Annotated in this window: 7 protein-coding genes; all 7 read left to right on the forward strand. The window is 66.9% G+C overall.

The features are described 5' to 3' along the window. The first annotated feature begins 1 nt into the window (after position 1). The 7 genes from ACZ6EG_RS10185 to ACZ6EG_RS10215 all read left to right on the forward strand — a co-directional run bounded on the left by ACZ6EG_RS10185 (position 2) and on the right by ACZ6EG_RS10215 (position 12,470). Positions 2–1,642 (forward strand): class I SAM-dependent DNA methyltransferase, encoded by a 1,641-nt coding sequence (locus tag ACZ6EG_RS10185; RefSeq protein WP_469603239.1) that lies wholly within the window; start codon positions 2–4, stop codon positions 1,640–1,642. Beyond that, positions 1,635–2,849 carry a restriction endonuclease subunit S gene (locus ACZ6EG_RS10190; protein WP_469603242.1) on the forward strand — a complete coding sequence of 405 codons (1,215 nt, stop codon included), beginning with the start codon at positions 1,635–1,637 and terminating at the stop codon, positions 2,847–2,849. The genes ACZ6EG_RS10185 and ACZ6EG_RS10190 overlap by 8 nt, the downstream gene beginning before the upstream one ends. Beyond that, entirely contained in the window at positions 2,846–6,106 is a 3,261-nt protein-coding gene (locus tag ACZ6EG_RS10195) for a type I restriction endonuclease subunit R (RefSeq protein WP_469603245.1), read from the forward strand. The genes ACZ6EG_RS10190 and ACZ6EG_RS10195 overlap by 4 nt, the downstream gene beginning before the upstream one ends. Positions 6,107–6,457: 351 nt before the next feature. Then, a complete protein-coding gene (locus ACZ6EG_RS10200) occupies positions 6,458–8,938 on the forward strand; it encodes an AAA family ATPase (protein WP_469603248.1) in 2,481 nt (826 codons plus the stop codon). Further along, the gene (locus ACZ6EG_RS10205; protein WP_469603252.1) at positions 8,935–9,369 is read left to right on the forward strand and encodes a hypothetical protein; all 435 of its coding nucleotides are present in this window, start codon (positions 8,935–8,937) and stop codon (positions 9,367–9,369) included. The genes ACZ6EG_RS10200 and ACZ6EG_RS10205 overlap by 4 nt, the downstream gene beginning before the upstream one ends. Positions 9,370–9,513: 144 nt before the next feature. Then, complete coding sequence (locus ACZ6EG_RS10210) at positions 9,514–11,199, forward strand: TIGR04141 family sporadically distributed protein (RefSeq protein ID WP_469603255.1); 1,686 nt, start codon at positions 9,514–9,516, stop codon at positions 11,197–11,199. 752 nt (positions 11,200–11,951) lie between these two features. Then, on the forward strand, positions 11,952–12,470 hold the full coding sequence (locus tag ACZ6EG_RS10215) for an endonuclease domain-containing protein (RefSeq protein ID WP_469603537.1): 519 nt from the start codon (positions 11,952–11,954) through the stop codon (positions 12,468–12,470). The last annotated feature ends 10 nt before the right edge of the window (positions 12,471–12,480 follow it).

The raw sequence follows: 12,480 nt of genomic DNA on the forward strand, positions 1-12,480 counted from the left end.
GATGCCTCCGCGCAAGCGAGCCGCGAAAGCCGCCGGACAGGGCGAACTGCCCGGAGTCTCCAGCACCAAGGAGATCCAGGACATCCTGTGGAAGGCCGCGGACAAGCTCCGTGGCTCCATGGACGCCGCACAGTACAAGGAGTTTGTGCTTGGCCTTGTTTTCCTGAAGTACGTCTCGGACGCCTTCGCCGAGCGTCGCGAGGAACTGGCCGCCGACCCCGAGCTGGCCCAGATCCCCGAGCACCGCCGGGCGGCCTTCCTCGAAGAGAAGGACGAGTACACCCGAAAGGACGTCTTCTGGGTACCTCCGACCGCCCGCTGGGACTACATCTCGGAGAATGCGGCCAGCGCGGAGGGAGGCGTCGGCAAGCTCCTCGACGCGGCCATGGACGAGGTGATGAAGGCCAACAAGGCGCTCACCGGCGTCCTTCCGAAGATCTTCAACCGCGACAACGTCGACCAGAAGCGCCTGAAGGAACTCGTCGACCTCATCAGCGACGCCCGCTTCACCGGCCACGGTGACCGTCCGGCGCAGGATGTGTTGGGCGAGACGTACGAGTACTTCCTGGAAAAGTTCGCCCGGGCCGAGGGCAAGCGGGCCGGCGAGTTCTACACCCCGGCCAGCGTGGTCCGCCTGATCGTCGAGGTGTTGGAGCCGTACGAGGGGCGGGTGTACGACCCGGCGTGCGGCTCGGGCGGCATGTTCGTGCAGAGCGGCAAGTTCGTCGCGAGGCGGCGCGGCAAGGACCACACGCACGACATCGCGGTGTACGGCCAGGAGGCCAACGAGCGCACTTGGCGCCTGGCGAAAATGAACCTCGCAATCCACGGCATGGACCCCAAGGGCATCGGCGACCGCTGGGCGGACACGTTCGCGGACGACAAGCTACCGGATCTGAAGGCCGACTTCGTGATGGCCAACCCGCCGTTCAACATGTCCGACTGGGCGAGGAAGACGGACGACCGCCGCTGGAAGTACGGGGTACCGCCCCAGTCGAACGCCAACTACGCCTGGCTCCAGCACATCGTCTCCAAGCTGGGCGACCGGGGCAGTGCGGGCGTAGTCCTGTCCAACGGTTCAATGTCCTCCAAGCAGTCGGGCGAGGGCGAGATCCGCGCGGCGATGGTTGAGGCGGACCTGGTCTCCTGCATGATCGCGCTGCCGGGCAACCTGTTCCGGACAACGGCGATCCCGGCCTGCCTGTGGTTCCTGACGAAGGACAAGTCCCCGCAGGGCGCGAAGGCAATGGAAGACCGACGGAGCCGGGTGCTGTTCATCGACGCCCGCGCGATGGGCACGATGGTCGACCGCACGGAGCGGATCCTCACGGAGGAGGACCTGGAGAAGATCTCTGACACGTACCACGCGTGGCGGGGCACGGAGTCCGCGAAGGACAAGGGCCTTACGTACGAGGACGTCCCGGGGTACTGCTACAGCGCGACGATCGAGGAGATCGAGAAGCATGACTATGTGCTGACTCCGGGGCGGTACGTGGGTGCGGCGGAGGCCGAGGAGGACCCGGACGCGGAGCCGGTGGAGGAGCGGATCGCGCGGTTGACGAAGGAGCTGTTCGAGCAGTTGGACGAGTCGGCGCGACTGGACGCGGTAGTGCGGGAACAGCTGGGGAGCATCGGTGGCTGAACAGCAATTCGCCTTCGGCGAATTGGTGAAGGCGGGCGACATGACCTTCGGGGATGGCTACCGGACGAAAAAGTCCGAGCATGGCAAGCCGGGCCTCCCGATTTTGCGTGTCGCTGAAGTGCAAGATGGCACTATCAGGCCCGAGTTTACGGACTATGTGAGTGACGCCTACCGAGCTGCAATGGGAGCAAAGGTGTCTCGGTGCGGGGATGTCGTGCTAACAACGAAGGGGACTGTCGGACGTGTGGCGATAATCCCTTCTGGTTCCCCGGAATTCGTTTACAGTCCACAAGTCTGCTTCTTTCGAGTCTCCGAGGAGGGGCGACTGGATTCTAAATACTTGTACTACTGGTTCAAAACTCCAGAGTTCTGGGATCAGGCTGGCTCACGCAAGAGTCAAACCGACATGGCCGACTACTTGAACCTGTCGGATATTCGTTCGCTGGCCATCACTGTGCCGGGCCGCGTGCAGCAGCAGGCTGTTGTGAATATCCTTGGTGCTCTGGATGACAAGATTTCGAGCAACGATCGCATGATTGCGGTGACGCTTGAACTTGCGGACGCCCAGTACGCTCACGCAGTTCAAGGGTTGGAATTCGGTCCCGAGACGTTCGGTTCAGTGGCGACTGTTGTCGGAGGGGGGACGCCGAGTACGAAGGTCGAGGAGTACTGGGGTGGGGGAATCGCTTGGGCTACTCCAACGGACGTAACCGCGCTGTCTGCGCCGTATCTGTTCAAAACCTCTAGGACCATTACGAGCGATGGGTTGGAGAACTGTGCCTCGCAGCTCTACCCGGCGCACTCCATCTTCATGACCTCTCGTGCAACGATTGGAGCTTTTGCTCTGCCGCAGATGCCCGCTGCGGTAAACCAGGGATTCATCGTTGTCTTGCCGCCAGCTGAAGAATTGCGGTGGTGGCTGCTACACGAAATGCGCTCTCGCGTGGATGAAATGATCAGTCTGGCTAACGGATCCACTTTTTTGGAGCTGAGTCGCAAGAATTTCAAGGCCATGCCGATCCGGCTGGCCGATGACCAGGCTGTTGCAGAGTTCGCCCAAGCGGTATCGCCATTGCATGGCAGGGCTGCTCAAGCAGCAGCCGAATCGCGCGCCCTGGCCGCTCTCCGCGACACCCTTCTCCCCCAGCTAATGTCCGGCAAGCTCTGCGCGCATGACGCCGAGAAGATCGTGGAGGACGCCGTATGACCACCGAAAGAGGCAACGAGCACACGCCCGCCCACCTGGACGCCAAAATGACCGAGTCCACCTGGGAACACCTCGCCTTAGACGAACTTGGCGAGCTCGCGTGGGAGGTCAAGGCTGGCAAGGATCTCGCCCCCGGCACCGGCAACCGCCGCGACTGGGATGACCTGATCCTGCACGACGAGCTCCAGGCTGCCATCGAGAAGCTCAACCCTGAGTTGACCTCCACCGCCGTCCACGAAGCCCTTCGCATTGCCACCGACCCTGCCTCCCGCGAGGCGTACCCGGAGAACCGGCAGGCGCACGGTTACCTTACCGACGGCATCCGGCTGACCTACACAGATGAGTTCGGTGCTGAGCGGACCCCGACCGTCCGCCTCATCGATTTCACGGACCCTGACGCGAACAGCTACCTCGCCGTCAATCAGGTCACTCTCCGGGAAACCGATGGCAGCCACCGCCGCTTCGACATCGTCCTCTATGTCAACGGCCTGCCCCTCGCCGTCATCGAGTTGAAGAGCGCCTCCGACGAGAACGCGACGCTCAAGTCCGCCCACGCGCAACTCCAGACATACGTGTCGGAGTTCCCGATCGCCTTCCGCTACAACGTGCTCTGTCTCGTCTCGGACGGCATAACCGCCAAGTACGGCACAATCTTCACGCCGTACGAGCACTTCGCACCGTGGAATGTGGACCACGAGGGCAAGCCCGTCGACACCAACGAGCCGGGCTACGACGGTCTCGACGCTCTGAACCTGGCCCTGCACGGCCTGTTCACGCAGGATCGGTTCCTCTCCCTCACCCGCAACTTCGTCAACTTCCCGCCACCCAAGGCCGGCGAGCCTCTCTCCGGCAAGCGCATCGCGAAGCCGCACCAGTACTTTGCGGTCAACAAGGCGGTGGACGCGGTCGTCGAGGCGTCCCAGTCGACCGGTCAGGCCGGCGTCGTCTGGCACACGCAGGGCGCAGGTAAGTCGGAGGAGATGGTGGAGACGGCAGCGCTCGTCTCCCGCCACCCCGCTCTGAACAATCCCACCATCGTCGTCATCACTGATCGTAATGATCTTGACGACCAGCTCTACGGCACCTTCCAGGACAGCAGGACCCTTCTCGGGCAGGAGCCCACCCAGGTCAACTCGCGCGAAGATCTGCGCACCGAACTGAAGAGCCGCACCGTCGGCGGAATCGTCTTCACCACCCTCCAGAAGTTCGGCCTGAGCAAGGAGGAGAAGGCCGCCGGCAAGTCGCACCCGCTCCTTTCTGAGCGCCGCAACATCCTGGTGATCGTCGACGAGGCGCACCGCTCGCACTACGACAGTCTCGACGGCTACGCCCGCCACCTGCGCGACGCCCTCCCGTACGCGACCCTGCTGGCCTTCACCGGCACGCCGATCTCCAAGGCCGAGGCCGACACCCGTGCCGTCTTCGGTGAGTACATCGACATCTACGACCTGAAGCGCGCCGTGGACGACGGGGCCACGGTCCGCGTGTTCCACGAGCCGCGCGTCATCGAGGTCGACCTGCCCAAGGACGTGGACCCGGGCAAGATCGACGAGCAGGCCAACACCCTTACTGAGGGCATGGACGACGCTGAGCGGCGCCGCGCGATCAAGTTCGCCACGGCGATGAACACCGTCTACGGTGCCCCCGACCGGATAGCGAAGCTCGCCGACGACCTGATCGCCCACTGGGAGGAGCGCCGAGAGCTGGTCAAGCCGGACCTCGGCGGTCCTGGGAAGGCGATGGTTGTTTGTATGACGCGGGACATCTGCGTGGCGCTCTTCGACGCGCTGGCCAAGCGGCGGCCGGGCTGGGTCGGTAAGGAAGCCGACGAGGGCGTCATGAAGATCGTCTTCCACAGCGATCCCTCCGACGAGAAGCACCTGCGCAAGCACGCCCTGCGGCCGTCCCAGCAGAAGGTCGTACAGGCCCGGGCCAAGGACCCGGACGACGAGCTGGAACTGCTCATCGTCCACTCGATGCTGCTCACCGGCTATGACGCGCCGCCGATTCACACCCTGTACATGGACCGCCCCATGCAGGGCGCGAACCTGATGCAGGCCCTGGCCCGCGTCAACCGCCGCTTCCGGGGCAAGCAGGACGGCCTTCTGGTCGGTTACGCGCCCCTTACCGACAACCTCACCAAGGCCCTGCGCGAATACTCGGACCAGGACCGCAAGGACCAGACGCTCGGCGCGGACATCGAGCGGGCCATCACCGAGGTCAAGAACGAACTGTCGACCATCAAGGGACTGCTGGTCGGTTGCCATTGGAGGGAGTGGCTGGCCGACACCAGTCGGCCGGACCCCCGCAGGCGCGCATTGCGCCTGACCGCCGACTTCCTGCGCGACCCGAAGAACCCGGGCAACCAGGTCGAGCCAGGCGCCAAGCCGCTCTCCGTCCGCTTCAAGGACAGCGCCGCCCGCCTCGACCGCTTCTATCGCGTCTGCGCGATGAGCCGAGAGATCGTCGAGCGCTGCGAGGACCTGGACGACTGGCGTCGCGACATCGCCTTCTTCAGCGAGGTCCGAGCCTGGATGATCAAGCTCGACGCCGCTCAGCGCGAGGCGAGCGGGCAACCGCTCAGCGCCGAGGTCCAGCGCTACCTCCAAGCCCTGGCGGCCTCGGTCGTTGATGCCGACGAGATCACCGATCTGTACGCGGAGGCCGGCATCGGCCGGCTGGACATCACTCGCCTCAACGAGGCGCAGCTCCGCAAGCTGGAGGACTCGGAGACCCCGCACCTGGTCACCGAGGCACTGCGCCGCATGATCCAGCAGAAGATGCGCGAGGTGACCAAGCACAACGTCGTCCGGAACGACAGTTTCTCCAAGCGCCTCGACGACCTGATGAAGCGGTACATGCTCCAGCAGCTCACCAGTGCCCAGGTGATCGCCGAACTGGCTGCCCTGGCCAGGGAGGTGTCGGCGGAGGCCCGCCGTGGCGAACAGTTCGATCCGCCGCTCACCCACGCGGAGCTGGCTTTCTACGACGCGGTCGCCCACCGTGACATGGCCGAGCTGATGGAGGGAGGTCAGGAAACGCTCGCCAAGATCGCCCGAGCCTTGGTGAGTGATATCCGGAAGAACCTCTCCGTCGACTGGCTCTCCCGCGAGCCTGTCCGGGCGAAGCTGCGCACGCGCATCCGCCGTGTGCTGGCGATGTTCGACTACCCGCCGGAGGAGGAGCGCGAGGCGGTCGACCTAGTCCTCAAGCAGATGGAGATCGTGGCAGCCCTGTGGGCGCCTGCCGCGAAGTAGGCCGAAACGTAGCGGGCGGGCGGACCGAGTCCGGGCCGCCCGCCACGGCCAGGCGTGCTGGACCCGGTCTCGTCGGTGACGTTCTCATCGGGCGTCGAGGATCGGTGACTCGTCGTCCAGTCGGCAAGGCTGTATGGGCCGAAGTGCCAGAGGGTCATCAACCCCATTAGGACGTACGCAACTTGCGATAACCCTGGTTATCGCCGAATCAATGGAGCATGGCACTCCTCCGTCTCTAACGTCTGTTCCGTCGCACCGGGCCTGCGACCCGCCGGAGGCTCACCCCTCTCGCTCACCGCGTCCGCCCGGCCGACCCCCACCGGAACGGACCACGAGAGGGCGGAGAGCGCCATGACGGAACACCCCGAGCACAACAATCCCCCGGAGCCCGTCGAGCAGGCCGGGTCGGCCCCCGGCAGCGGCGGCTCCTCGACGCTCTCCCGGCTGACCGGCCGCCTCGAAGCGTCCACCCTCGCCGAGGGAGTCAAGGAGATGCTCCGCGAGGCGCTGGGCGGGCCGGGAACCGGCTCGGACGCGTCGGCCGGCCCGCGCCCGGATCAGCGGGTGTTCCTCGAATCCATCAGCGTCAGCGGCTTTCGCGGCATCGGCCGCAAGGCGCGTCTGCCGCTGACCGCGAAGCCCGGTGTCACCCTCGTGGTGGGGCGCAACGGTTCGGGGAAGTCCAGCTTCGCCGAGGGCGTCGAGACGGCGTTCACCGGCCGGACAGCCCGCCTCGACAAGCAGCGCGGCGAGGTGTGGCGCCGGCACTGGCGCAACCTGCACGACGGGGCCGAGCCGAAGGTCGAGGTCCGCTTCTCCGTCGCGGGCGACGCCAAGCCGTCCACGCTGACGTGCACCTGGCCCAGCGACGACGTCACAGCTCCCGAGGTCCAGTTCAAGCGGCCGGGGCACGGCCGGCGGCCCTTCAGCGAGGCCGGCTGGGAGCGGGCGCTGCACGACTACCGGCCCTTTCTGTCGTACTCCGATCTCGACAAGGTCATCAGCGGTAAGCCCAGCGAGCTGTACGACTCGGTCGCCACTATCCTCGGCCTCGGCGAGCTGACGGCCGCGGACGAGCGGCTCCAGGCTGCCGAGAAGGAGCTCAACTCGGCGGTGAAGGCGGCCGAGGCGGAGCTGCCCGCACTCGTCGAGGCGCTCTCCGCGCTGGACGATCCTCGGGCGGGACGCGCGCTCGCGGCCGTCAGCGCGTCGGGTACTCCCGACTTCGGCGTGCTGGACGCCCTCGTGACTGGACTGCCCGACGCGGACGACGACCGTCTCCGGGAGCTGCGCGCGACCGTCGTGCTGTCTGGTCCCGACCTCGACGCGGTCGGCGCGGCCGTGGACCGGCTGCGCGAGGCCGTCGCCGTACTGGACGACGTACGCGCCTCGGGTGCCGAGGACGCCCACCAGCGCGCCGAACTGCTGTCCAGAGCTCTGGACCACAGCCGCCGGCACGCGGACGAGGACGCCTGCCCCGTGTGCGGATCCGACCGGCCGCTCGACGCGGCATGGGCCGAGCGGGCTGCCGAACAGGTGGCGGCCCTGCGGCGCGAGGCCGCCGCCGCGCAGGAGGCCCGCTCCGAGCTGCGTGAGGCGATGGACTCCGTCCGCTACCTCGTCGCACGGATCCCCGCGTGGCTGCCCGCGCCGCTGGTCGTTCCGTGGGAGGAGTGGGCGGCCTGCCGGGCGATCGACGACGCCGAGCGGCTCGCCACCCGCGCCGAGACCGCTGCGCTCGTCCTCGCCGACGCCTGCGCGGCCCTGCGCGAGGAGGCCGCCCGGGAGCTGGAGAAGCTCGACGAGGAGTGGCGGCGTTGCGTCACCCGCCTCGCCGCCTGGCTCGACCGGGCCCGGACCGCGCACGCGGGCAAGCCCCGGCTGCGCCAGGTCAGAGCGGCCCGCAAGTGGCTCAAGGAGGCGTGCGCCGAGCTGCGCGCGGAGCGGCTGCGGCCTTTCGAGGACCACTCGCAGCGGATCTGGGAGGAACTGCGCCAGCAGAGTAACGTCGACCTGCGTTCCGTACGCCTGACCGGCGGTGAGAAGGCCGCCATGCGCAAACTCGTGATGGACGTGTCCGTGGACGGCACGGCGGCCGCCGCGCTGGGCGTGATGAGCCAGGGTGAGCTGCACTCCCTCGCACTCTCGCTCTTCCTGCCGCGTGCCGCCGCGCCGGACAGCCCCTTCGGGTTCGTCGTCATCGACGACCCCGTACAGTCCATGGACCCCGCGAAGGTCCACGGCCTCGCGAAGGTCCTGCACGACCTCGGCGAGACCCGCCAGGTCGTCGTCTTCACGCACGACACGCGGCTCCAGCGGGCCTTCACCAACCAGGAACTTCCGGTGGCGGTACTGGAGGTGGAGCGGCAGGCACGCTCGACGGTGACCGTACGCCGGGTGACCGACCCGGCGGGCCAGGCGCTGAGCGACGCACACGCCCTCGCCCGTACGCCGAACCTGCCGCCGGCCGCCCTGACCCACGTACTGCCCAGCCTCTGCCGCACCGTCCTGGAACGTGCCTTCTCCGAGGCCGCCTGGCTGCGGCTGCACCGCGCCGGACTGACCGAGCACGAGGCGGAGAAGACCGTCACGGCCGCCGTCGGGCTGATGGACATAGCCGCCCTGGGACTCTTCGGGGACTCGTCGAGGACGGCGGGCGACGTCTACGGCGAGCTGCGCAGGCGCTGCGGCCCCGGGGCGGTGGACCTCGTCCGGCAGTGCCAGGACGGCGCGCACCCGCCCGGCACCTCGATGCCGGACCCCCTGCGGTTCGTCAGGGACATCGGGGCCGTCGCCCAGACCGTGCGCAAGCCGGAGGAGGCCGACCGGTGAACCCGACGATTCGTGAGTTGCTGAACACCGCCGAACAGCTCGTCGCGGACAACGGCGATCCCACCTTCGGCGGGCTCCACAGCGCCGGGGCCGGTGCAGTCGCATCCGACCCGCCCACCGCGCTCACCGCCACTGCGGCGAGCCGGTGCCGCGGTGCGGCCTTCGCCCTCCGCACCGCGCTGGAAAGCGCGGTCGCCGCCCGTCTCACCGCGCACGGCGCACCCCGCGCGATTCGCGAGGGCAACATGCGGGCCGCGCTCCTCTGGCTTCGCGGCTGCGCGGAAGCCGGGACCGCCCGCCGGGCGAAGGCCGCTTGGACCCAGCTCTGCCTCGGCTGCCACTACCACCAGTACGAGATCGGCCCCACGGAGGACCAGGTTCGCGCCTGGCACGGCGAAGTCGCGGCGCTCGTCGCCCTGTTGAGCCGCTGACCATGAGCCGAACGGGCCATCCGCCGGTTCGGTAACAGGCAGGCCCTGACCCACTGCGGCGCGAGGGCCGCCGCCAGGAGGAAGAAGCACGTGAGAACGAGACAACGAGGGCGGTTATCGCCAACCCGCACAAGGAGCGGCACCATGGCAATCCGTACGTCCAAGCGAACGCTGTACCGCCTCAGGGGCGTCGCTCCCACCGTCGACTCGATGTTCGACGCCCTCGACCCGTACCAGCTGGAGAGGGTCCGCGCGGATTTCGACTTCCCCGAGAACCTCGGTGCACCGGCGGTCCTGGTCACCGGCAGCTTCGAGCAGCCCGTCGCGAGCTGGTGCGACGAGATCTTCCTCACGACGGGTATCGAGGTGTCACGGCCGGTCAACCGCTCAGCTGGACTGCTGATGCTCGCCGTCGACGGCGAGGTCTACGCCATCGGCTACGACCAGGGATTCCGTCTGGTCCCCGACCGGCTGAAGGACCACCGCTTCGGGCTTGGCTTCGCGTCCCGCCGGGTGGACCCCGGGAGGATCCGGGACCTGGTTGCCCACACCCCGGGCGGAGGGCGTACCGACATCACTCTGATCCCGGGTGGCGCCTCGGTGTGGAGCCTGGGCATCGTCGAGCACGCCCAGATCGTGCGCCGCCTCGGCGGCCACCTGGACGACATTCCGCTCACCATCTCCCGTGACAACCCGGCGAGAATCTCCAGTGTCGAGGGCGGTGCCGGTCTGCGTCTGCGGCTCGGCGTGGAGGGCGGCGACCTCATCGCCGACATCCGGGCGATCGCCCGTGTGCTGCGTGAGGAGAGGCCGAACCCGGAGCTGGAGTTCGTTGAGCACGTCGTATCCGTCGACGATCCGAGCCTCCTTACCCCCTTGGAGGCTGCCCTCGACGACCTTTTGGGGCGGGAGCCCGACGGGAGCATCAGCGCTGCGGTCCCCGCCGATCACTGGGACGACTACACGGCTTCGCGAGCGTTCAGGGCCAGGATCAACAGCGACACAGCCGGCCGATCGACCGACGACTTCGACCTCGATTACGTCCTCAGCCGGGCCCGTGTCCAGAGACCGGGTAGCCGCGTAGCCGCCCTCCGGGAAGGAACCGTGACCCTCTACCGGCACAGTCGCGCCGACCGCGCCGACGAAATCTGGGCGTCCGGGGCGCTCCGGTGGATCGAGGCGGAAGTATCTCTCGGCTCTCGCCGCTTCTTCCTGATGGACGAGCACTGGTACGAGATCGACCAGGGGTACCTGCAGACAATCCGCAGGCACGTCGAGCGGCTGATCACCAGCCCCCCGTCTGTGGACCTGCCCCGGTGGGTCCTCGGAGAGACGGAGCGCTCTTATAACGAGTCCGTGCCGGACCGGCGACCCGGGTACGTCTGCTTCGACCGCAACAACGTCCAGACCGCGCTGCACCGCGGGAACGGCGTGGAGATCTGTGACCTGCTGAGCCCGGACAACGTCCTGGTCATGGTTAAGCGTGCCAAGGGCTCCGACGCACTGAGCCATCTCTTCAGTCAGGCACTCGTCGCGGTCCAGACGCTGCGGAACTCCCCGGAGGCCAGAGAACGGTTCGCCGAGAAGGTGGCCGTGGTCCGAAAGGGGCGCGGCCTGCCGGAGAACTACCGGCCTACGAAGGTCGTCTTCGCGATCCTGCTGAAGGACGGCACGGAACTCACCGCCGACACCCTGTTCCCGTTCTCGCAGGTCACCCTGGTGCAGGCGGCCAGGACGCTCGAAGCGTGGGGTGTCGAGGTCGAGGTTGTCGGCATTGCCTCCACCCCGTCAACTGTCACCTCGACGAGAGTCCGACGGTTGGCAGCGTAGCCAAGCCGTGAACCGCGGCCTGACCTCCGGGCGGCTCCGGGAGGCAGCGCTCTACCCCCTGTCGAGAGTCACAGAGGGCCAATCAGCCAGGCAATGACGCAGACCCTCGGGGCCAAGGTTCAACTCACCTCCCGGGATATTGTCAGTGCCTCCCAATAGCATGCGCCGCCATGAGCATGAGTAGGCGCAGGGAGTGCGAGTTCGCCGGATGCGGCCGGGAGGCAAACCGCGGGGTGCTCTGCCAGAGCCACTACAACCAGAAGCGCCAGGGCAAGCAACTGACCCCTCTCCAAACTCGCAACGCCTGGAGGGGGTGCGACTTCGAGGGATGCGAGCGTCCACACCTCGCGAAGGGCTACTGCAAGGGGCACTATGACCAGATTCGAAGAGGGCGCGACCTGCGTCCGCTGGTAAACAAGGGCAGGAGTGGAGCCTGCGGGTTCACCGGCTGTGATAGGCCGCACCAGGCTCGGGGGCTCTGCACTGCGCACTATCAGCAGCTCAGGAAGGGGGCGGTACTCACTCCCCTGTACGACTGGGTGATCAAGCCCGAGGCCAAGTGCGTGGCGATGACAGGGGGCGAGCACGCCGTGTACAGCGGTGGCCTGTGCAGGACACACAGTGACCAGCGGCGCCGCGGGGTGCCGTTCACCATTCTTCCTGCCCCTGTTCGAAGGGAATACCAGTGCCGGGGTCCGGAGTGTGCAAGGGGGCGTGAAGACGCGGAAGGACTATGTCGATCGCATGCACTGATGCAGAGACGGGGTCAGCCGCTCACCCCCCTTGTGCTCAGGACTCCGCCCGACGTGGGCCGACAGCTCATAGACCGAGGCGTCTACTGGTGTACTTCGTGTCAGCAGGAACTCCCGCTTACTCACTTCGGAACCGATGCTGGGCGAGGTGGCCTGCCCCGGGGTAACTGCAAGCTGTGTCAGGGGATCGTGACCCGAGCCAGTAAGCACAAGCGATCGTTCTTGGACGTGCATGTCCTTTTCGAGTATCAGGCGTACAAGTGCGCGATTTGCCCGGTGGTGCATGCCCACGGAGATGGCCTGCATCTTGATCACGACCATGAGTGTTGCCCCGACAAGGGTGAGTCCTGCGGCCAATGCATCAGGGGACTGCTGTGCTGGGGATGCAACGGGGGTGTACTTCCGTGGTACGAGCGCATCCGCGGTCAAGCGCCCCCGTATCCGCCGCTGGAGTCGTACCTGAGTGATCCTCCAGCAGCAGCACTTGGGCTAACGACGGCCCCGTCCGGTAGCGAGTAAGGCCGAAAAC

It is taken from the genome of Streptomyces sp. NPDC041968, assembly GCF_055589025.1.

Coding starts and splice junctions, on each gene's coding strand:
- ACZ6EG_RS10210 (WP_469603255.1), top strand. CDS start 9,514: ATGGCAATCCGTACGTCCAAGCGAACGCTGTACCGCCTCAGGGGCGTC.
- ACZ6EG_RS10195 (WP_469603245.1), top strand. CDS start 2,846: ATGACCACCGAAAGAGGCAACGAGCACACGCCCGCCCACCTGGACGCC.
- ACZ6EG_RS10200 (WP_469603248.1), top strand. CDS start 6,458: ATGACGGAACACCCCGAGCACAACAATCCCCCGGAGCCCGTCGAGCAG.
- ACZ6EG_RS10185 (WP_469603239.1), top strand. CDS start 2: ATGCCTCCGCGCAAGCGAGCCGCGAAAGCCGCCGGACAGGGCGAACTG.
- ACZ6EG_RS10215 (WP_469603537.1), top strand. CDS start 11,952: ATGCAGAGACGGGGTCAGCCGCTCACCCCCCTTGTGCTCAGGACTCCG.